Here is an 18,607-nt window from a genome sequence, read left to right on the forward strand (position 1 = left end):
ATCATTATTCTGAGCGTTGTAACGGCTCTAGCGTCGTGTGCTACTTCACCGTATGACACCCCAGAGATACGCCGCGTCGGGTCAGCCGGGAGTGCATTGGGCAAGTGCTTGGAGCGGACCACAAAATCGTATCTTGTTTCAAACAAAGATCCGCAAAAAGTCGCTTCAATGCTTGATAACTCATGCATGGCGGAACGAAAGGCAATGTCGGATGCTAAGCTCGCGGCTGGTCTGCCGGTGGATTATTTCGATTACGGAAAAGGTCGACACGAAGTCTCATTATGGTGGGTGCACTATTTACAGTAGACCCAGAATAGGCGCTCCCCACGGGCCTCGGAGAACGAGGCGGGCGTGACGATGCCGGATGAATGCAAGGAGCACCGCTGCGGCGGTTGCGCTTGTTCGGTCTACGGGCTCAGACTTTCCGCAAAGAGGCCCAAGCTGGTGCCTCGACCGGTGACGACAGCAGGCTTACCCGGCAACAGGCTCATCCTGACATCGTCTCGGACACGGCAAATTGTGTCGAAGAGAAAGGGTAGGCCCTCGAACTCAACTGGTGTTCGGCATTTGGAGTCGCCCCAATAATCGGCATGTGCCACGGTGAAAGAGAGCTCGACCTGATGGCCCGCGACTATGGCAAGCGCCATCGGCAAGGCAACAGCGAAAAGGTTCTTTCCCAATAAGTAAGCAAAGATGGGGGCTGAAAACATGGCAATAGCCGCCTTCCCATCGCCGAGCGGAGTAACGTCCATGGCTTTCCAGGCGACCCATGACAGAAACGCCGCAGGGAGCAGACCGGCCGCAATCGAAAGATCATTCGTTTTGGATGTCCATTCGATGGACGGCAGGAAGTAAAAGCCAGCCATCCTCACGAAAACGGCAAGCATTCCCGGCAACAGCCACACCAGCAGCAAAATCGTGACTAATTTCCTGATGAGACGCTTCACCCTAGTTCTTGATCACATTGATGTTGACCGTGACGTCCTTGATGGTCCCCTCGCCGTAGGACACCCTCACCTTATACATGTCGGGTCCAGAATAGCCGCTGTTGGAAGTATAGTATTCCGACACGCCGAGAGATTTCCTGGAATTGCATTTAATGCGGATGCCATCCTTGTAATTTGAATAAATATTCTCTTTGACGAATTCAACCGAGCCATGCGCCGGGGCTTCTACCAATTCTATATTGGCCATTGTTGCAGCCGTGCAGTCTTCATTCAAATTGTAGGACTGGCCCATCTTTGTCCGCTCTCCACTCAGAGCCCGACTGTGATCCGCAGAAATAGCGACACCGTTTTGAGTGGTGACACATCCAGACAGACCGAAAATGATGGAAAGCACAGAAATCGAAATAGAGTTTTCTTTCAAAAATCGCGAAGCCTGCATTTTGTTTTTCATCTCTTGGTTTTATTAATAGCGCCGTTCAGCTTATCCAATCAGCAGCCTATTGCAATCGTAGGTGCCTGCGGCCGCCACCGCCTTCATGGCCTTTCACCGCGGAAGCAGTCTGCCAGCAAAGCCCGATGGTACAGCGCCCATGCTCGATTTTAATCCGCTCTATTCGACCCCGCAGGTTGCGGCCATCGAACAGTTCATCGATCGGCATTATCCGCTTGCCGGGCCGGTTTCCTGCCGGATGCTTCAACGCGGCCTGAATGATGTGTATCTTGCCGTCGGAAGCAACGGCGAGCGTTATGTGTTCCGGCTTTCCCACCGCCGCGCCCGTGGTCCGGCCGACGTCAGGACCGAAACGGCGTTCCTGGCGCATCTTGCTCAATCGGGCGTTCCCGTCGCCGGCCCCATCCCGACACGCGAGGGCAGCTTGTTCGTTGAGGGACAGGCGCCGGAGGGCCCGCGTCAGGCAGTGCTCTTCCGGGCGATCGACGGCCGCAAGCCGGATGGGACGGATGCCGGCGATGCGCGGGCCAACGGCAAGACCCTTGCTTTGATGCACGACGCCGCCGAGACATTCCAGCCGGACGGAGCGCTCTATCGGCTCGACCTCGAACACTTGCTGCATCGGCCGCTTGCCCGCATATGCGATAGCGGCGTCGTGGAAGACCCCGAGGTCCGCAGCGATCTTGAAGACATCGCTGCGCGGACCGCAAAGGCGATAGAAGCCTTCGTCAATCTGAGCTGGACTTATTGCCATGGCGACTGTCACTGCTTCAATGCGCGGATCAACGATGCCGGCGAAGCGGTATTTTTCGACTTCGATGACGGCGGTCCGGGATACCTCGCTTACGACTTGTCGGTGTTCTTGTGGGCGCAAACATCCTTCGGTCGGAGGTCGACCGCCATGTGGGACGCCTTCGTCGATGGCTATCGGGCCGTCAGGCCGATCACGCCTGATGACTTCGAAGCCGCCCATCGCTTTGTGATCGTCCGCCACATCTGGCTAATGGGTGAGTATGCCAGCCGGGCCCAGGAATGGGGAAGCGAGACTGTCGGCTGGATTGCCAGGCAGGCGAATTTCCTCAAGGCGTGGGAGACCGAGCGATGTGTCGACCGGCTATTCTGAGTTCAGCTCTGCTCGGCAGCCGGAGGATCGGCGGTGCGCCGGCGCAGTCGGCGATCGCTTCGACCTTCGCCCACTCCTGGTGCCGATAAAGGAACGCCCGTGAAGGTCGATATATGGGACTTGGCGGGATATCAGCACTCCCGCTGTGTCATATTTTCTTGAGAAGCGTTAACATGGTTCCGCTGGATTGCCCGGTGTGACGGCGGTACGCGCGACCCGAATGGCCGTGTTACGGTCCATTCTTGATCGGGAGAGGATGGTAAGCCATGGAAGCCGCAGAACTACGATATAATTGGGCTGATCCCGACGTCTACGAGACATTCATAGGGCGCTGGAGCGAACATCTGGCAAGCCCATTTCTCACACGTGCCAATATTGCTCCGGGCAGTCGCGTGCTCGATGTAGCATGTGGGACAGGTGTGTTGTCGAAAGCGCTGGCCGAGGCGGGAGCGCATGTGATCGGTGTTGACGCATCGGAGGGATACCTGGAAGGAGCCCGCCGTCGACGATCCCACCCCAATATCGCATATGAACACGGCGATGTCCGGCACATGCGGTTCGACACTAACTTTTTCGATGCGGCCGTTTCCACGCTGGCCCTGGACGTTATCCCGGAAATTGAACAGGTAGTTGCCGAGATGATGCGCGTTACCCGTCCAGGCGGCGTGGTCGCGTCCGCCGTTACTCAGTTCTTGGGCGGCATGCCCGCCTTCGATCTCGTCATTAACACCGGCGCCGTGCTTGAGACCGACTTCGCCAGGCTGAGATCCATGCGGGCGGGGCGCCAGCTCTTCTGGCCTAATGGTCAGGCGACGTTGTGGCGGAAGATCGGCCTCGTCGACGTGACGGAGATTCCCGTTGTCGTGGATTGCGAGTATGCGTCCTTCGCGGATTATTGGGCTACGTTCACCGACGGGCCAGGCAGCATCACAAGCATATTGATGGCACTTTCGGACGACGCCCGCGGTTCGATCGAACAGCATGTTCGTGCCGGGTATCTGGTTGGCTTGCCCGATGGACCCCGGTCATTTCCCATGATGTTCCGTGCGGTGCGTGGCTTGGTCCCAGCCTGATTCTGGAGAGCATGCAATGGGCCTGCGAGGGCCCGGTGTGGCCATTCTGAGACCATAATCCCCGCGGGTTGATCGTCAGCTATCGTTCCTCGGCAGCCAAAAGCTGCCAGGCCTCTAACGGCTCCAAATGCCGATCAGCAATGCGCCTCTTAAAGGTCATCGAGCACCCCGTCGCTGTAGCTGCAAAGCGGACATGACGCAGTGACAACGCGGCTCGCAGTTGCGCCAAAAGCCGCCATTCCGCCCCATGCGGGTGATTAGATCACGAATTCCTCCTCGTACGTCTGTGGCTCGGGAACGACCGTAACCTCCACTGGAACGATCCAATTGGCCGCGTAACTCTCGCAGTCGGCACGCTGGAGGTCGGGCTGCACGCACCCGGCCCCATCGATCGCGCGACATCGTAGCATATATCGCCCCACGTCTTCAGGGGTCCACATGTACTCCCACAAGCGCCATGCAAAGGGACGTTCTGTTTCGAGGAGCCTTCCCTCGCGCCAGCCCCTGCCATCTCCGGTGCAGACCTGCACCTGCCGGATAGCAGCCTCTCCGCTCCAGGCGGCTCCGAAAATCCGGTACGGTTGGCCGGCAATGAGACGCGCCCCCTGTACGGGACGCGCGATCTGCGCTTTGACCTCCATCTCCGCAAGGGGGACCAGCCTGGGTTCCCCGAGGCTGCGCTCCCACCGGAAATAGTCGCGCGCCTGCCAGTAGCCAAGGAACGGTTGCTCTACAACCGTGATATCAGTGATCCACTTGACCCAAGCCATGCCGAACCAGCCACCCACGACCGCGCGTAGCGGGTAGCCATGATCGCGCGTCAACGGCTCCTCGTTCATCGAATAGGCAAGGATCGTGCTGTCAGCGACGGCCTTCTCAAGCGGTAAACTGCGCGCAAAAGCGATGGGGCCGGGAGAAGCCGTTTTCTTGTTCGTGTCGACGACGCCGCTGTCGGCGCCTGCGAGCAGAACCTCACATGCGGTTTGCTTAACGCCCGCCATTTCCAAAATATCGCGCAGAAGAACACCTGTCCACGCGGCATTGCCGACGGCTCCATTCTGCCACTGCAATCCCTCCTTCGGCGGCTCATAGTAGACGCGGCCGTTCCCTGCGCACTCGACGACGGCGGTCAAAGTCGTGCTTCGCATCGCCTTGATGCTGTCGAGGTCAAGTTCGATCGGCCGCTCCACCGCCCCGCCAACGCGCAATCTCCAGTCTCGCGCATCGAGTTCCGGCGACGGGAAATGGTTTCGCACGAAGAACTGCTCGGTTGGGATCAGCCAATCGGAGAGCGACGCAAACGGAAACTCGATGTTCGGTGGGGATTTCTGTCGAACTATTAGACTGGGTTGCTGTGGTGTCGGCATCGTCCTCGTCTCCCCTTTCAACAGCACAACGTCGGCTCTCGGTCGCGCGAATTCCGGTACGATCACACCGCCCCTCGCAGTGTGTCGGTCGCATTCCGACTTCGGGCCGCATTCTAGCACATACCGCACGTTCCTCGGATCGACCTCGAACGGCAGCAAAGGGGCCGACGGCGGTCTTGACCGCTTTGCGCCCATTTCCAGACATACGTCTCGCCGACCGGAACGAGCGACGAGCGACGAACGCCGCATCTGGGCTTTCGCGGTCAGTGAAACGAAGGTCGCGTCTCGGACCCTTCGAAGCGTTTGTCATCTGTGGCTGCTCGTCAACGCGATTAGGGCGAAGCACACTCCGGCAGGCGCAACGGCTTCTTTAGCTTCGTGAGCTCTTCCGCTTTGGCGCAATCAGGAAAACCGACGAGCCGCATGGTTTCGATCAACCGCTGGCGCTCCGCTTCATTGAATCCGGGAATATTGGCAAATCCCTCAACGGTCAAATTGGGAAACCGCCTGAGTGCGTCCGTTACTGAGACCTTCGCCTCTTCAGTTCGGCCAAGAGCCGCAAGCGCGCCAGAACGCATCACCCAGTGTTTCCTTCCATAGTTTTCCGCCGTCAAGCGGTCCAGCATCCGCAGGGCATCCTCATACCGGCCAGCCATGAAGTAGGCATGAGTGAAAATCCTGGCACTCCACATCGGGAAACCGGGGTTGAGACTGACCGCCTTGTCGACCAGTTCCGCGGTGCGCTCAGGCTCGCCGAAGGTCGAGGCCCAATCGATATAGAAAGTCAGAACTTCGAACTGACCGGGAGCGAGGCGCAGCGCGGTATCGAACTCTACCTTGGCGCGTCCAAATTCGCCTCTGTCGCCTAAAACTATGGCATAAACAGCATGCGCCTCGGCATCGCTCGGGTCGAGCTGGACGGCGCGCTCGGCAGCCTCGGCAGAGAGAACCCGGTTCTTGTCGGGTTCAACCCCAAAACCGGTCAAGACACCATGGGAATGGCTAAGTTCGACCCAGGCGCGGGCAAGACCGGGGTCCAGTTCGACCGCGCGGGTGAGCAGCCTGACGGCCTCCTCGACATCCGCCTGATTGACTTGCTCGAGTTTTTCGGTGCCGAGCAGATAAAGTTCGTAGGCGTTGAGATTCCCGGGCGGCTTTCGGTGGGCAGTGATGCGGCCCGCCTCCTGGACCAAACCTGCGCCGCCGCCGAGGCGGTTCGAAATCTGCTCGGATATTTCGATCTGGATTGCGAACAAGTCCTCGTCCGGCCGGTCCCAGCGCTGCGACCAAAGATGTTTGCCCGTCTTGGCGTCGCTGAGCTGCGTCGTAATTCTTACGCGGTCAGACTGACGCTGGATGGAACCCTCGACCACAAATCCCGCGCCAAGCGCCTTACCCACTTCACTCGGCGCGGCTGGTTTGTCCCGGTATTGTTCAGTCGAGTTACGGGCGATCACGTGGAATTCAGGGAACCCCGCCAGATCGGTGATGATGTCCTCAGTGAGGCCATTGGCGAGGCGTCCGGTCGCCTCGTCGCCGCCATAGTTGTCGAACGGCAGCACCGCTACCGACGGCTTGCCGCTTACTGTCGCGGTCGGCCAGAATTGCCAGACCGTCCCGGCCAAGACCAGAATAAGGACTGGCACGGCTGCTGCTGCCCAAACCCAGCGCGGAGGCGATGACCGCGCTGGTTGGCGTGGGGCTTGTCCCTCTAGGATGACGCGGAAGGCCTGTACCGGTTCGGCGATATTCTTCACCTTCTGCTCGCCCATCGGCTCGAAACCGAAAGCCAGCTTCTTCTCAACCTCCCTTGCGACCTTTCCCGAAACACAGATGCCGCCAGGGTCTGCCAACTGCTGAAGCCTGGCCGCGACGTTGACGCCCTCGCCATACCGGTCCTCGCCCTCAACGATCACCTCGCCGAGATTGATCCCGATCCTGACCCTGATCCGCTGGTCCTCGGGAACGGCGGCGTTCCGTTCCGCCAGCCCGCGCTGCAGCGAGACGGCGCATTCCACCGCGTCCACCACGCTGCCAAATTCGGCGAGCATCCCGTCGCCCATCAGCTTGAAAATCTGGCCGTGATGGCGAGCAATATCCGGCTCAAACAGTTCCTTGCGTCCCGCACGAAGGCGCTCGAATGTACCAGCCTCGTCGCGCTCCATCAGCGCGGAATAGCCCACGACATCAGCAGCGAGGATGGCGGAAAGCTTGCGGTCCATTGGTTCGGCCTCACCCGCCCTATTATAGGACTGGTCGCACTTAAATGAAACGACCGACCTCAACAGCGCTTCAGGGGAACCCGCGTTTCATCCAACGCTTCCACTGAATGCCGCAGGCAGTCCCTCGGTGTGGAATGTGAGCCCGATTGTTCGTGTGCCTACCGCAGCAATGTGAGGACCGGCGTCGAACGCAGCCCCACTGTCCGGTGTGGGCGGCGAAGCGGCGCATGACCTAACCATCAGTTCTGCACCTGCGAGCGCAGCCAATCCTGAAGCTTGTCCACCGCTTCGGACTTCCGGTATCGCGGCTTCACCAGATAGAAGTGCGAGCGCGCTTTGAGGGCACCGTCGAAGACCTGCCTCAGCCTGCCCGCCTCAATGTCGGTCGAGACGAAAGCGCGGGTCGCCACGGCGATGCCCTGCCCGGCGATCGCAGCTTCGATCGCATGCGATGTCTGCGAGAAGCTGATGCCCCGAAACAGCGTGGGATCACCGCCGCCGAGGAAGCGATCGATATATTCGGGCCAGGAATTATGGGCATCGTGAAGCAGCGTGTAGTGCGAGAGTTCTTCCGCGTTCTGAGGCTCGGCTCCCTCGGCGACGAGGCTCGGATTGCAGATGGCAATGATCTCCTGCTCGAACAGCAGTTCGGCGGCAAGGCCAGGACCGAAGGGAGGGCTGCCATAGCGGACGGCGAGATCGACGCCGTCGACCTGGAAGCTGGAAATGCGGTCTGTCGCCAGGATGTGGAGATCGAGACCGGGATGCCTCGAAGTGAAATCAGGAAGACGCGGGATCAGCCATCTCGAGGCGAAGGTCGGTGTCGTGCTGACCACCAGTTTGACCGGCTGAGGCTTCAGGTTCGCCGTCGCGTTTGCGAGCAGTTCGAAGGCGCGCCTTACGTCGGCGACATAGCTTCGCCCCTCGCCCGTCAGCGCCAATGACTTCGGCAGGCGCTCGAACAATGTCACCCCGAGTTCCGCCTCAAGCCCGCGCACGTGCTGGGCGACAGCCCCTTGCGTGACGCCGAGCTCTTCGGCCGCGAGCCGGAAGTTCAGATGACGCGCCGCCACGTCGAAGGCCTTGAGGCCGTTGAGGGATGGAAGATTGCCGATGGACATGGACATTCGATAGTTTTTCTACTGGAACATTTCACGAAAACTGGTTCGATCTCGCTTGAAGCCCATGGTATTCGAAGGATCAACGCCCGGCAATGGGTGCAAATCGACTAGGGAGAGCGACGATGACAGTAGAAAAGGTAGCGATCATCACGGCTGGCGGCAGCGGCATGGGTGCGGAGGCCGCGAAGCGGCTGGCGGCCGATGGCTTCAAGGTCGCCATCCTGTCCTCTTCAGGCAAGGGCGAGGCGCTTGCCACCGAACTCGGCGGCATCGGCGTCACCGGCTCGAACCAGTCCAACGACGACCTCAAGCGCCTGGTCGATGCCACGATGGAGAAATGGGGCCGTGTCGACGTCCTCGTCAACAGCGCCGGCCACGGCCCGCGCGCGCCGATCACCGAGATCACCGACGAACAGTGGCACGCGGGCATGGACATTTATTTCATGAACGTGGTCCGTCCCGTGCGGCTGGTCACGCCGATCATGCAGGCGCAGAAGTCGGGCGCAATCGTCAATATCTCCACCGCCTGGGTGGCTGAACCGTCGGCGATGTTCCCGACCTCGGCCGTCTTCCGCGCCGGGCTTGCCGCCTACACCAAGATTTATGCCGATACCTATGCGGGCGACGGCATCCGCATCAACAACGTGCTGCCAGGCTGGATCGACAGCCTGCCGGCGACGGAGGAGCGCCGCGACAGCGTGCCGATGAAGCGCTACGGCACCAGCGCCGAAGTGGCGGCGACGATTTCCTTCCTCGTTTCCGAAGGGGCGGGCTATATCACCGGCCAGAGCCTCAAGATCGACGGCGGCCTTACCCGGTCCGTCTGACAGGATCGCTTTCAACGCCAAGGAGAACAGCGATGTGCTTCAACTGGAACGTCAAGGCCGGCGAGATAAGGAACGCGGAGGCGACGGAGTGACCCTCGCCGAGGTCGATGCATCGGCCTGGGCCGAGCTGGAAGGCGCTGCCGCCGATCCGCAGTCGGCCTTCCGCTACCTGAACCTGTGTTCGGTCGACGCCGGCGGCCGGCCGCAAGCCCGCATGGTCGTGCTGAGGCGCGCGGATGTGGCGCGACGCATCCTGGAAATCCATACGGATGTCAGAAGCCCGAAATGGCAGGAAATATCGGCCAATCCTCGGGTCACCCTCCTCGGCTTTGGCCCGCAGCCGAAAGTGCAGCTTCGCCTTCAGGGGTCGGCCGAACTCAATGGACCAGCAAGCGAGTGCGCGACTGAAGCCTGGAGCCTGCTGCCGCGATCGACGCGCAGCACCTATATGGGTGGGCCGCCGGGCGACGACATCGGCGAGCGGCCGGCAAGCGAGGGTAGCATCGCAGACGCCGATGGACGAGCCTTCTTCGGGGTGCTGATATTCCGAGCCGAGACGCTGGACTGGTTCCAGCTACGCCACGCAGACAACCGACGCGCAGTCTTTGCCTACGACCATCTGGGGGCGCTGACCTCCTCCCGCTGGGTCAATCCCTGAATACCAGACGATGTGGATGACCAGCTATCAGCCTTTGCGGTAGGTCGGTCGGGTTTCGAACGTCCGGAGGCTGCGCGACTGTTCCGGAACTATAGGTTTTTTTCCCCAATCTGTTCAGAGGCCCGCAAATGGCGAGACGGTGTCGAGACACTTCGGCCGCTGTCGACCCGACGTGGCCATCAAGAACGCGGCCAAGACCCGACTGGAACCAACCATACTAATCCCTGCCAAGGTCGAGACGTTCTTATCGTGAAATCTCGCGATGAATCGCGGACAAGTCCGAGCTTCCGCATCACGCTTTGGGAGCGGAGGTTGTCACCACTGGTGTATGAGACGATTTGGTCTAGCCTGATATCATGGATTGCGTGAGAGAGGGCTGCTCTGGCACTCTCGAAAGCGTAGCCATTTCCCCATGCCGCTCGTCGGAATCGCCAACCCACTTCGTAGTGGGAACCCAGCGGATGTTTTGGGTCCATCCGCGGCATCACCCCGGAATAGCCTAGGAAATTGCCATTCACGTCTTCCACTGCCCATCGCGCGACTCCATGTTCGGCTTGTGCGGCGAGGTAGCGGGCAAATTTGAGGTCGCTCTCGACATTGTCGATTGGGCTGCCGAGATCCGCCATCACTTCTGGATCGGCGTGCATCTCGGCAAATGGTGATCGGTGATGGTCGGCGAAATGGTGCAATTTCAGGCGCGTCGTCTCAATCACTTTGGGTTCCCGCTTGATCCGTCGCACCTACTTTAAACGCCATTGCGACCTTAGCAACGGCAGGTCTCTGGCGCAAAGCCGTCGACGGAGGGCGGGGTGCCACCAGCTCGCGGATCATGACCGCTCCACCAGCAGGCCTGCCGCCAAGGCCTGAAAAGCCTCGACCGCCTTCGGCCGGAGCCGGGCAGCTAGTACAGTGTCCTTCGGTAGGCTTGCTCCAGTTCTTCGTCCATCTTTCGCATTTCATCCCCGTCCTTCGGCGCTCCTGTCGTCTCGTCCAGAATGATCTTTATCAGCGAGGGCATCTCCGTGCGGTCCTGGAAATGATCCGGGCTCCACAGGTGGGACCGTCTGAAGGCCTTGGCGCAATGCATGAAGACTTCGCTGACGTTGACGATGATCGCGAGTTTCGGGAGACGATCAGCGACGCTCATGCTCGTCAACAATTGAGGATCATGGGTCAGACTTGCCCGCCCGTTGACGCGCAATGTGTCGTCGAAACCGGGGATAAGAAACAATAGCCCGACGTTCGGGTTGGCGATGATGTTGCTTAAGGTATCAAGACGATTGTTGCCAGGTCGATCCGGGATCGCCAGGGTGCGCTCGTCGAGAACCTTGACGAAGCCCGGAGGGTCGCCGCGAGGACTGACATCGGCCTTTCCCTCCGAACTCTGCGTGCCGATGCAGAAGAATGGCGAGCGCCGAATGAATTCCTGCGCGTGCTCGCCAAGCGAATTCTGACACTTCACGATTGCCAGAGCGTGGGTCGGCTCGAACAGCGCCCGAAGCGACTGCTCATCCGCGATGGCAAAATCTGGATTGAGTTGTAAGGCCGTCATGATCCCCTCCCGAAATCCCTCTTATCGCATGGCCGAACGGTCGGTCCGGAACCCTGACCTCGCTCGTCTCCGTCCGCAAGCCATGGACATGATGTACGTACCTCAGAAGATATACATGAGTTGCTACCCGGGATCAATGAAGGTTTCCGTCGATGCCGCCATCACCGAGATAGCCAAAGCCACCAAGCGAGTGTTTCCACTTTATCGGATAAATCCTGGTCACCACCTCTAACCGCACGCGAAGCATTCCGTTGCTGAGCTCGGACCCTCGACAGTGGTCGATAACTTGGCGCGTCATCAGGGAGGTTCTGACTGGAGTTCAGCAAACATTGCTAAAACCTCCCTGATGTCCTTTCAACAAGGATCAGGAGAAATCTTGGTGCCGAGGGAAAGGTGGACTTAAGTCCAGGTGGTGATGTCAGGACACGCTGCTCATATCTAATGCGAGGTAACGTGTACGTCCGTGGAGGGGCGGGACAGGAGGAGAATATGAAGTTCGGCCCCGATAACTACAATCACGAAGAGCGCTGCTCGCAAGGCCATAGTTCGGCATCCACGATCGCCACAATCGAAGCAGCCCTTTCCGCCGATCCGGATATCGACAGCAGTGCCATCGAGATCAGGATGCTCGGCCCTGTCGTCCTGCTCGAAGGCTTTATAACCAAGGCCGCAGACCGCGACAAAGCTATCTCCCTTGCTGCGATGATCGTTGGCTGGGAGAACGTCCAGGACCGGATGCTGAGCCGTTTTCCCACGCAGTAGGCAGGCGAATCCTGTTCTACATTATATAGTTAGAGCATGATGTCGCCCGATTGGCCGAACTCAATGGCCCGGCAAGCGAACGCGCGGCCGAGGCCTGGAGCCTGCTGCCGCGATCGACGCGCAGGACCTATATGGGCGGGCCGCCGGGCGACGAAATCGGCGAGCTGCCGGCGAGCGAGGGTAGGATCGCAGACGCCGATGGACGGGCCTTCTTAGGGGTATTGATATTCCGAGCCGAAACGCTGGACTGGTTCCAGCTGCGCCACGCCGACAATCGACGCGCGGTCTTCGCCTACGACAAACTGGGCGCGCCGAGCGGACGACCACGCGTGAGCGCTAACCCGAAAACGTGATGAAGGCGGCCGGTTTGCGAAGCCGCCTCCTGTTTGATCAGGCCGTACGTCTGACCATTCTCGCAACAGCGATGAGGATACAGGCTCCGATGAAGCCCGCGATCAGATAACCCAGCCATCCGCCAAGGGCGACGCCGAAGAGCGACAGGACAAAGTTGGCGACGATGGCGCCGACAATACCGAGAAGGACGTTCATCAGCACGCCCATGTTGCTCTTCATCAGCAATTCAGCGAGCCAGCCGGCAATGCCGCCGATGACGATTGCGGCGATCCAGCCGATACCTGCATTTTCCATAACAATTCCCCTTGTGAATTATGAGCGGCCGCGCGGGCAATCACGTCTCGCAGATCCGGCTAAACCGATTGCCAAGCGACAAGACTATAATCTTCGCCGCGCCAGTTGGTTCCATAACCCCCGCCCCAAGAGGTCGCGGCCCCTCCCCGATCGGCTTCAGGTCATCTGTCGGCCGCGGGCCAGTCGTTCGCAGGCTCCTCTATGACGGCAGTGTCGTCGTCCGCGGGGTCGGGATCGCGCTCAAGGGCTGCGCGCAGATCGCCGATCTCCTTGATGATCGCATCGAAGACATCCTGCTGCCGGGCCCCGGCGACAACGCAGTCGTCGACGAGATGCTCGAGCTTCGCGCGAAGCCCGACCTTCCAATTATTTTTGCTCATAACCTTCTCCTCCTCGTTCTGACAGTTCCCACCGCCGTTGATAGGCGGCTTCTACGTTCAGGAGAAGTGCTGGTTGGCGGTTCGATCATCGCGAGATCCTGCTCAGCGGGATGAGGTCGCGGCGAACGGGTAAAGGTGCTCGCCTGGCGTTTCGTTGCCCGCACCGAGAAATCGGAAAAACCGGTGCGTTCACCATCTCCGTCACGTCCGATTGGCACGCCGCGACCTCGGCGGATTAACCGATAGCCGCCGCAACGGTTCCGCCCGGCCTGGACTCTTTTGCCGGCATCACAAAACCGTCTATTCTGCGACGTTGCAAAAGTCAGGAAAACAAGTGTCGCTTCAATCGGGAATTTCGTCTTCCCGAACCTTTAGAATACGGTCGATAAGACCCCATTCCAATGCTTCTTCCGCCGTCATGAAGCGGTCGCGATCCATTCCGCGCTCAAAGTCTTCATAGGAGCGTCCGCAATGCTCCGCGTAGAGCCGCGTCATGCGCTGCTTGGTCTTCAGAATTTCTTCGGCATGAATCATCATGTCGGAAGCCTGCCCTTGGAAGCCACCGGATGGCTGGTGAATGAGGATACTGGCATTGGGCAAAGCAGCTCTTCCGCCGGCCTCGCCTGCCATCAGCAGGAACGATCCCATAGAACGGGCTGTCCCCATGCAAAGCGTATGAACCGGCGCGCGGATAAAGCGCATGGTGTCGTACATGGCGAGGCCGCTGGTCACGACGCCGCCCGGAGAATTGATGTAAAGATTGATCGGCTTCTTTGGATTCTCGGCCTCAAGAAACAGCAACTGCGCGCAGACCAGAGCGGAAACGGTATCGTTGACCTCGCCGTTGAGAAAGATGATGCGTTCGCGCAGAAGGCGGGAGTAAATGTCAAAAGACCGCTCCCCTCTGCTGGATTGTTCTATGACCATAGGGACGAGTTGCATCGCTTCGCGCATCGGCGAACTCCAATCTTGCAGAAATCAAAGGGGAGAGCTTGCCGCGTCAGGCGGCGAGCATGAGGGGCGGACTGTTGCCGTTCGCGGGCGTTTTCACCATCCGGTCAAGCCTCGCGTCGGTTAGCTCGTGGATGATGCGCAGGCGGGTGCCGCCGGTCGCGTTCGGGACGATCGTGAACGTCACCGTGCTTTCAAGGAAAGGTGGAGCGGCGTCGCGCAGGCTATAACGGACTTCCTCGCCAGGTGTGATCGTGGCCGGAGTGGGATCGGCTAAAGCGTCTTTCGGCAACCAGTTTTCCCGAAATTCCGGAATGCTGATTGCACGCCAGACCTTTTGCGGCGGCTCATCCAGATCGAATTCCAGTTCGATGCCGTTTTTCTGCTCCTTGGCCTTTCCATCGTTCATTGGTCCATATCCTTCAGCAAGACCTTGAGAGCTTCGATGCGGGCAGGCCAGTAGGCGCGATATTTCGCCAACCATTGTGCGATGAGAGCCAGCCCGTCCGGATCGACTTCGTAATTCACGAAACGCCCCTGCCGTTCTTCCCTCACGAGCTTTGCGCTCCGCAAAACCGAGAGATGTTGCGACATTGCCGGCTGGCTGATCTCCATGCCCTCACGCAGGGCACTGGCGTTCATGCCGCCCGCCGCCAGCTTCTCGAAGATCGCGCGGCGGGTCGGGTCAGCCAAGGCTCGGAAAATGTCATTCTCGATCATGCCAACACATAAGCACACACTTATGCGATTCGCAAGTCTATTTCGCGATGGCTTTTCCGTTGTAGAAGGAGCCACTTTCGCCGTTACTGCGGGTGAACGTCCCTTCGCTCGACTTGGCCCTTGGTCGATCACAAACGCTCCACAAGCAGACCTGCCGCCAAGGCATGAAAAGCCTCGACCGCTTTCGGCAGCACGCTCTGCGGATCTTCGCTGGCGGCGATCCAGAGAGCCGCATTGAGAGCCGCGCCGCTCAGCAACCGGGCCGCCGCCTCCGGGTCAAGCGGCTTGAGGATGCCTTGGGCGATCAGGCGCTCCACCGTGCTCTTGGTCACCTGCAGACAATTGTTCTGGCTCGGCCACTGCGAGGGATCCCCCAACACTGCAGGTCCGTCGAGCAGAACGATGCGTTGCACTTCCGGATTGAGCGTCATCTCGATATAGGCCGCACCCTCGGCGAGCAGGCCCTGCCAATCATTACCCGCGCGCGCCCCGATCTCTTGAGCGCGCACTGCCATTTCCGTGTCGATCTGATCGACAACCGCCGCCAGCAGCCCACGCTTGTCTTGGAAGTTGTGGTAAAGCGCGCCCCGTGTCAGACCGACGCCAGCCGTCAGCTCGTCCATCGATGCCGCGGAGTACCCCTTTTCCGCAAAAGCCTTTCGCGCCGCCGCGATCAATTTGACGCGGTTTTCCTGCATCGTTTCGCTGCGTTTCCTGGCCATTCGATCCCTCAATTTCATATACGAAGCGTATATGGACTTGACATACGATGCGTATCTCATACATTTCACATACGAACCGTATATCAAATGGGGCGCGAGATGTGAAGCGATACGTCGCGCTCAACGGTCGTTGTCAACAATGAAGAGAGACCAGAATGACAAAACGCGAAGCAATCTTTCCAGCCGACAGGCACGCTCTTTACGAGAAGCACGGCTATTCCGCCGCCATCCGGTCCGGCGATCTGTTGTTTGTATCAGGACAGGTCGGCAGCCGTTCGGATGGAACACCCGAACCCGATTTCGAAAGCCAGGTGCGGCTTGCCTTTGACAACCTGAAGGCCACGCTGAGTGCTGCCGGCTGCACGCTGGATGATATCGTCGATGTCACTACTTTCCACACCGACCCCGAAAACCAGTTCGGAACGATCATGGCCGTCAAGCAGGAGATTTTCAGCAAGCCACCCTACCCGAATTGGACTGCCATCGGCGTCAACTGGCTCGCCGGCTTCGACTTTGAGATCAAGGTTATCGCCCGTATCCCGTGAAGTCACTGACATTGCCGGGGCCGCATCCGTCACCGCACGAAGTGCCGGCAGCAGAGTGGCCCCGCGCTGCCACCCCCTGGCACATTTGACAGCAGCACAACCTTAGGAGTTAAAGGACCGACCTCACTCCGAGAGGTTTCCTCAAGGCGCCCGTGGATCATCGGTTACGCTCCCCGTTATTATCTGCTTACATTGCCCCGGCGCCGCAGAGAATAACCCCGCAGCGCGCCGCGTTGCCATATATTTAGAAAAATCAACCGCATAATCTTCGGGAACAAAGATCTCCTCTGCGTGTTTTGACCGCATGGATCGTCTTCTGATCCGCAAAATGGAGAAAACACCTATGAAGAAGATCGTCTTTGCGGCGGCAATTCTCGGCGCGTCTGCCCTTGCAGCCTTTGCCCAGACAACACCGGCTCCATCTCCGGATGGAAACACACCTGCGGTTGCAACCCCAGACACCAAAAATCCGACTGCGCCCGTTGAGGGCGCCAACAGCTTTACCGAAGCTCAGGCGAAGGATCGCATTGCGGAAGCGGGCTACACCGACGTCAAGGATCTCAAGCTCGATGACAAGGGGATCTGGATGGCCGCCGGCATGAAGGACGGGAAAGCCGTCTCCATCGCCCTCGACTATCAAGGCAACATCGTCGCCAAGTAACCCCAAGGAGAAGCATGATGAGAACTATAACCGGACTATTCGACGACTACTCGGACGCTCGCTCCGCCGTCAGCAAATTGGAAGCGGCAGGCGTTCCCTCAAACGACATCAGTATCGTCTCCAACAAGGCTGGCCGCATTGATCGCGACAATGACGTTGGCGAGGATGCCGCAACGGGGGCCGGCATCGGCGCTGCCGTCGGTGGCGCTGGCGGCCTGCTCACCGGACTGGGCCTGATGGCCATTCCTGGTGTCGGGCCGGTGGTTGCCGCAGGCTGGCTTGCCGCAACTGCGGCCGGGGCCGTCGCCGGCGCCGTCGCTGGTGGTGCTGCTGGTGGCCTGATCGGCGCCCTCACCGACTCCGGCGTCCCGGAAGATGATGCTCACCTCTATGCCGAAGGTGTCCGCCGCGGCGGCAGCCTGGTCACCGCCAAGGTCGACGACGCCCGCGCCGCCGAGGCGCAGGCTATTCTCCAGGGCTCAAACTGGGTCGACCCGGTCGAACGTCGGCGTGCCTATAACGAGCAGGGCTGGACCCGCTTCGACGACACGCTCGATCCATACGCCCCTGAGCAGATCGCGCAGGAGCGCGACCGGTATCGCCGGACGATCTAACCGCCCTTGAGCTCAACCCTCCTTGCACGTCGCAAGGAGGGTTGAGGCGTTAATCTCACACAGAGCAGCGGATACCAATCCGCTCAGTTTCCGGTGGCCAATCGTCACTCGTCGCAATTGGCTCAGGTGGTCTTGAGCGTGCCGTTCATCCCTTCCGGATAAAAGCCGCCCTTGCTCACTCCGTCCTTGTCAGTGAGGTAGACGATCCGGAGCACCTCCTGCGGCGTTCTGGTGAACGCGATCGCATCGGGCGTCGAGGGAACGATGTTGGCTTTTCCGTCCTCCTGGATCCCCTGGTCCTTATCGTCTGATCCGTCGATTTTGTCTCGGGCATTGGAGACCGCGTTGGCGGCCTTCCAGGCTTCCTCTCCCTTTCGGTACAGCGTAGATCGCGCCATTCCCATGTGATAGGCCTCCACCGCCAGGATGCCTGCGGCTGCGGCAAGGAAGTCCTTGTTTTTCAGAACTGTCGCCGCACCGGCATAGGCGGTGACGCCGACATCCTCGAACAACATCCCGCCGAGAACGAAGTTCGTCTCGTTGCTGAAGGGGTCGAAGTCCGGCCCGAGGCCCGCTGCTTCCGCGACGGCTTTGAAGCCCGCATCGAAATCGATGGCCGGCCTGTCAACCGCGTTGGTTCCAAGCGTCTTGCGGTAGAAGCGGACGTGCGCGAGTTCGTTTTCCGCGACTTCCTGCATGAATTCGCCGATGGCCGGCGTCTCGAACGAGACTTGCTTTCCACCAACGACGTCGCCGGGTTTCGAACCGGCATCGGCTGCGTCGATGCCCATTCCGGTGGTGCCGCGGAGGTAGTATTCAGCCTCCATATATTCGAGGTTGAGCGCAAAGCGGAAAATGTCCTCGTCCGATATGTCCTGTGCCAATACCGGCGAAGGCCGCGTAATTCCGCTGAGTGCCACTCCGGCACCGAGTACGATAAGTCCCTGAAGCGACTGACGCCGGGATAGGTGAAGTGCGCCCTGCATGGCGGTCTCCTATGTTTGTTGATTCAACACCGCTGTCAGCACCGCGGCACCGAATGCATTTGCCTGACGATTAGATGGTCCGGGCCGCCAAAATATTCCCGTGTCCCGCTACAAAGGCCCTGCGAAAGGAGCCGGCGTAATCTCGGCGTGGACGGCGTCTAGAGCCTTTCCGGGTTAGATTGAAGCATTCTGTTAGCTCAAACGGAGTCGGATGGTCGACCGGCCGGCGCGTGTCGTAGCCCGGCTCTACGGCCAAGCCGGCCGGTCGATCAGCCGG

22 protein-coding genes and 1 pseudogene are annotated in these 18,607 nt (G+C 59.6%); 9 read left to right on the forward strand and 14 right to left on the reverse strand.

Annotated features, from left to right (window positions below; genetic code table 11):
* Nucleotides 1–407 precede the first annotated feature (407 nt).
* Both HX899_RS30800 and HX899_RS30805 read right to left on the reverse strand, forming a co-directional pair.
* Nucleotides 408–947, reverse strand: coding sequence for a hypothetical protein (locus HX899_RS30800; protein ID WP_246799821.1), 540 nt, complete (start codon nucleotides 945–947; stop codon nucleotides 408–410).
* Between the two features lies 1 nt (nucleotide 948).
* Entirely contained in the window at nucleotides 949–1,398 is a 450-nt protein-coding gene (locus tag HX899_RS30805) for a hypothetical protein (protein ID WP_407073941.1), read from the reverse strand.
* A 139-nt stretch (nucleotides 1,399–1,537) separates the two neighbouring features.
* Here HX899_RS30805 and HX899_RS30810 point away from each other — a divergent pair, with 139 nt between their 5' ends.
* Together HX899_RS30810 and HX899_RS30815 are read left to right on the forward strand one after the other, a co-directional pair.
* A complete protein-coding gene (locus HX899_RS30810; protein WP_181294141.1) occupies nucleotides 1,538–2,521 on the forward strand; it encodes a phosphotransferase enzyme family protein in 984 nt (327 codons plus the stop codon).
* Nucleotides 2,522–2,787: 266 nt separating this feature from the next.
* Nucleotides 2,788–3,594: a class I SAM-dependent methyltransferase gene (locus tag HX899_RS30815; RefSeq protein WP_138328710.1), complete on the forward strand. Its 807-nt coding sequence runs from the start codon at nucleotides 2,788–2,790 to the stop codon at nucleotides 3,592–3,594.
* Between the two features lie 257 nt (nucleotides 3,595–3,851).
* On the opposite strand, the gene HX899_RS30820 is transcribed toward HX899_RS30815, so the two are convergent.
* The 3 genes from HX899_RS30820 to HX899_RS30830 form a co-directional block, all read right to left on the reverse strand.
* Nucleotides 3,852–4,961, reverse strand: a complete 1,110-nt coding sequence (locus HX899_RS30820; RefSeq protein WP_210273868.1) for a sulfite oxidase — start codon at nucleotides 4,959–4,961, stop codon at nucleotides 3,852–3,854.
* A 332-nt stretch (nucleotides 4,962–5,293) separates the two neighbouring features.
* Complete coding sequence (locus HX899_RS30825) at nucleotides 5,294–7,183, reverse strand: adenylate/guanylate cyclase domain-containing protein (protein ID WP_138387879.1); 1,890 nt, start codon at nucleotides 7,181–7,183, stop codon at nucleotides 5,294–5,296.
* A gap of 239 nt (nucleotides 7,184–7,422) precedes the next feature.
* On the reverse strand, nucleotides 7,423–8,310 hold the full coding sequence (locus HX899_RS30830; RefSeq protein WP_181294143.1) for a LysR substrate-binding domain-containing protein: 888 nt from the start codon (nucleotides 8,308–8,310) through the stop codon (nucleotides 7,423–7,425).
* Nucleotides 8,311–8,426: 116 nt separating this feature from the next.
* Here HX899_RS30830 and HX899_RS30835 point away from each other — a divergent pair, with 116 nt between their 5' ends.
* Nucleotides 8,427–9,131 (forward strand): SDR family oxidoreductase, encoded by a 705-nt coding sequence (locus HX899_RS30835; protein WP_171599226.1) that lies wholly within the window; start codon nucleotides 8,427–8,429, stop codon nucleotides 9,129–9,131.
* An 88-nt stretch (nucleotides 9,132–9,219) separates the two neighbouring features.
* On the forward strand, nucleotides 9,220–9,789 hold the full coding sequence (locus HX899_RS30840) for a pyridoxamine 5'-phosphate oxidase family protein (protein WP_171599225.1): 570 nt from the start codon (nucleotides 9,220–9,222) through the stop codon (nucleotides 9,787–9,789).
* Nucleotides 9,790–9,968: 179 nt separating this feature from the next.
* On the opposite strand, the gene HX899_RS35705 is transcribed toward HX899_RS30840, so the two are convergent.
* Together HX899_RS35705 and HX899_RS30850 are read right to left on the reverse strand one after the other, a co-directional pair.
* Nucleotides 9,969–10,436, reverse strand: coding sequence for a GNAT family N-acetyltransferase; N-acetyltransferase (locus HX899_RS35705; RefSeq protein ID WP_407073946.1), 468 nt, complete (start codon nucleotides 10,434–10,436; stop codon nucleotides 9,969–9,971).
* A gap of 254 nt (nucleotides 10,437–10,690) precedes the next feature.
* A complete protein-coding gene (locus HX899_RS30850; RefSeq protein ID WP_181294145.1) occupies nucleotides 10,691–11,341 on the reverse strand; it encodes a pyridoxamine 5'-phosphate oxidase family protein in 651 nt (216 codons plus the stop codon).
* Between the two features lie 489 nt (nucleotides 11,342–11,830).
* Here HX899_RS30850 and HX899_RS30855 point away from each other — a divergent pair, with 489 nt between their 5' ends.
* Together HX899_RS30855 and HX899_RS30860 are read left to right on the forward strand one after the other, a co-directional pair.
* Nucleotides 11,831–12,103: a BON domain-containing protein gene (locus tag HX899_RS30855; protein ID WP_025393594.1), complete on the forward strand. Its 273-nt coding sequence runs from the start codon at nucleotides 11,831–11,833 to the stop codon at nucleotides 12,101–12,103.
* A gap of 53 nt (nucleotides 12,104–12,156) precedes the next feature.
* A pseudogene (locus tag HX899_RS30860) lies at nucleotides 12,157–12,456 on the forward strand (hypothetical protein); the annotation flags it as partial.
* A 37-nt stretch (nucleotides 12,457–12,493) separates the two neighbouring features.
* On the opposite strand, the gene HX899_RS30865 reads toward HX899_RS30860, so the two are convergent.
* The 6 genes from HX899_RS30865 to HX899_RS30890 all read right to left on the reverse strand — a co-directional run bounded on the left by HX899_RS30865 (nucleotide 12,494) and on the right by HX899_RS30890 (nucleotide 15,542).
* Complete coding sequence (locus HX899_RS30865; protein ID WP_138328718.1) at nucleotides 12,494–12,751, reverse strand: GlsB/YeaQ/YmgE family stress response membrane protein; 258 nt, start codon at nucleotides 12,749–12,751, stop codon at nucleotides 12,494–12,496.
* Nucleotides 12,752–12,912: 161 nt separating this feature from the next.
* Complete coding sequence (locus tag HX899_RS30870) at nucleotides 12,913–13,131, reverse strand: hypothetical protein (RefSeq protein WP_138388037.1); 219 nt, start codon at nucleotides 13,129–13,131, stop codon at nucleotides 12,913–12,915.
* 342 nt (nucleotides 13,132–13,473) lie between these two features.
* Nucleotides 13,474–14,085, reverse strand: a complete 612-nt coding sequence (locus HX899_RS30875; protein WP_138328721.1) for an ATP-dependent Clp protease proteolytic subunit — start codon at nucleotides 14,083–14,085, stop codon at nucleotides 13,474–13,476.
* 46 nt (nucleotides 14,086–14,131) lie between these two features.
* Nucleotides 14,132–14,491: an SRPBCC domain-containing protein gene (locus HX899_RS30880; RefSeq protein ID WP_181294146.1), complete on the reverse strand. Its 360-nt coding sequence runs from the start codon at nucleotides 14,489–14,491 to the stop codon at nucleotides 14,132–14,134.
* Nucleotides 14,488–14,802, reverse strand: a complete 315-nt coding sequence (locus tag HX899_RS30885) for a helix-turn-helix transcriptional regulator (protein WP_003557361.1) — start codon at nucleotides 14,800–14,802, stop codon at nucleotides 14,488–14,490. The genes HX899_RS30880 and HX899_RS30885 overlap by 4 nt, the downstream gene beginning before the upstream one ends.
* Before the next feature lie 128 nt (nucleotides 14,803–14,930).
* A complete protein-coding gene (locus tag HX899_RS30890) occupies nucleotides 14,931–15,542 on the reverse strand; it encodes a TetR/AcrR family transcriptional regulator (RefSeq protein WP_181294368.1) in 612 nt (203 codons plus the stop codon).
* 137 nt (nucleotides 15,543–15,679) lie between these two features.
* On the opposite strand from HX899_RS30890, the gene HX899_RS30895 reads away from it, so the two are divergent.
* The 3 genes from HX899_RS30895 to HX899_RS30905 all read left to right on the forward strand — a co-directional run bounded on the left by HX899_RS30895 (nucleotide 15,680) and on the right by HX899_RS30905 (nucleotide 17,344).
* Nucleotides 15,680–16,069 carry a RidA family protein gene (locus tag HX899_RS30895; protein ID WP_138328723.1) on the forward strand — a complete coding sequence of 130 codons (390 nt, stop codon included), beginning with the start codon at nucleotides 15,680–15,682 and terminating at the stop codon, nucleotides 16,067–16,069.
* Nucleotides 16,070–16,412: 343 nt separating this feature from the next.
* Nucleotides 16,413–16,730, forward strand: coding sequence for a PepSY domain-containing protein (locus HX899_RS30900; protein ID WP_138387889.1), 318 nt, complete (start codon nucleotides 16,413–16,415; stop codon nucleotides 16,728–16,730).
* 17 nt (nucleotides 16,731–16,747) lie between these two features.
* A complete protein-coding gene (locus tag HX899_RS30905; protein ID WP_171599220.1) occupies nucleotides 16,748–17,344 on the forward strand; it encodes a general stress protein in 597 nt (198 codons plus the stop codon).
* A gap of 122 nt (nucleotides 17,345–17,466) precedes the next feature.
* Here HX899_RS30905 and HX899_RS30910 read toward each other — a convergent pair whose 3' ends face one another.
* Nucleotides 17,467–18,330, reverse strand: coding sequence for a ferritin-like domain-containing protein (locus HX899_RS30910; protein WP_407073942.1), 864 nt, complete (start codon nucleotides 18,328–18,330; stop codon nucleotides 17,467–17,469).
* Between the last annotated feature and the right edge of the window lie 277 nt (nucleotides 18,331–18,607).

Origin of the sequence: Rhizobium sp. WYCCWR 11146 (genome assembly GCF_013591995.1) — a bacterium.
Classification (GTDB): Bacteria; Pseudomonadota; Alphaproteobacteria; order Rhizobiales; family Rhizobiaceae; genus Rhizobium; species Rhizobium indicum.

Excerpts from the sequence above, each read along its gene's own strand:
- HX899_RS30805 (WP_407073941.1), bottom strand. The coding sequence starts at position 1,398 with ATGAAAAACAAAATGCAGGCTTCGCGATTTTTGAAAGAAAACTCTATT.
- HX899_RS30810 (WP_181294141.1), top strand. The coding sequence starts at position 1,538 with ATGCTCGATTTTAATCCGCTCTATTCGACCCCGCAGGTTGCGGCCATC.
- HX899_RS30815 (WP_138328710.1), top strand. The coding sequence starts at position 2,788 with ATGGAAGCCGCAGAACTACGATATAATTGGGCTGATCCCGACGTCTAC.
- HX899_RS30820 (WP_210273868.1), bottom strand. The coding sequence starts at position 4,961 with ATGCCGACACCACAGCAACCCAGTCTAATAGTTCGACAGAAATCCCCA.
- HX899_RS30825 (WP_138387879.1), bottom strand. The coding sequence starts at position 7,183 with ATGGACCGCAAGCTTTCCGCCATCCTCGCTGCTGATGTCGTGGGCTAT.
- HX899_RS30830 (WP_181294143.1), bottom strand. The coding sequence starts at position 8,310 with ATGTCCATGTCCATCGGCAATCTTCCATCCCTCAACGGCCTCAAGGCC.
- HX899_RS30835 (WP_171599226.1), top strand. The coding sequence starts at position 8,427 with ATGACAGTAGAAAAGGTAGCGATCATCACGGCTGGCGGCAGCGGCATG.
- HX899_RS35705 (WP_407073946.1), bottom strand. The coding sequence starts at position 10,436 with ATGCACGCCGATCCAGAAGTGATGGCGGATCTCGGCAGCCCAATCGAC.
- HX899_RS30850 (WP_181294145.1), bottom strand. The coding sequence starts at position 11,341 with ATGACGGCCTTACAACTCAATCCAGATTTTGCCATCGCGGATGAGCAG.
- HX899_RS30855 (WP_025393594.1), top strand. The coding sequence starts at position 11,831 with ATGAAGTTCGGCCCCGATAACTACAATCACGAAGAGCGCTGCTCGCAA.
- HX899_RS30865 (WP_138328718.1), bottom strand. The coding sequence starts at position 12,751 with ATGGAAAATGCAGGTATCGGCTGGATCGCCGCAATCGTCATCGGCGGC.
- HX899_RS30870 (WP_138388037.1), bottom strand. The coding sequence starts at position 13,131 with ATGAGCAAAAATAATTGGAAGGTCGGGCTTCGCGCGAAGCTCGAGCAT.
- HX899_RS30875 (WP_138328721.1), bottom strand. The coding sequence starts at position 14,085 with ATGCGCGAAGCGATGCAACTCGTCCCTATGGTCATAGAACAATCCAGC.
- HX899_RS30880 (WP_181294146.1), bottom strand. The coding sequence starts at position 14,491 with ATGAACGATGGAAAGGCCAAGGAGCAGAAAAACGGCATCGAACTGGAA.
- HX899_RS30885 (WP_003557361.1), bottom strand. The coding sequence starts at position 14,802 with ATGATCGAGAATGACATTTTCCGAGCCTTGGCTGACCCGACCCGCCGC.
- HX899_RS30890 (WP_181294368.1), bottom strand. The coding sequence starts at position 15,542 with ATGAAATTGAGGGATCGAATGGCCAGGAAACGCAGCGAAACGATGCAG.
- HX899_RS30895 (WP_138328723.1), top strand. The coding sequence starts at position 15,680 with ATGACAAAACGCGAAGCAATCTTTCCAGCCGACAGGCACGCTCTTTAC.
- HX899_RS30900 (WP_138387889.1), top strand. The coding sequence starts at position 16,413 with ATGAAGAAGATCGTCTTTGCGGCGGCAATTCTCGGCGCGTCTGCCCTT.
- HX899_RS30905 (WP_171599220.1), top strand. The coding sequence starts at position 16,748 with ATGAGAACTATAACCGGACTATTCGACGACTACTCGGACGCTCGCTCC.
- HX899_RS30910 (WP_407073942.1), bottom strand. The coding sequence starts at position 18,330 with ATGCAGGGCGCACTTCACCTATCCCGGCGTCAGTCGCTTCAGGGACTT.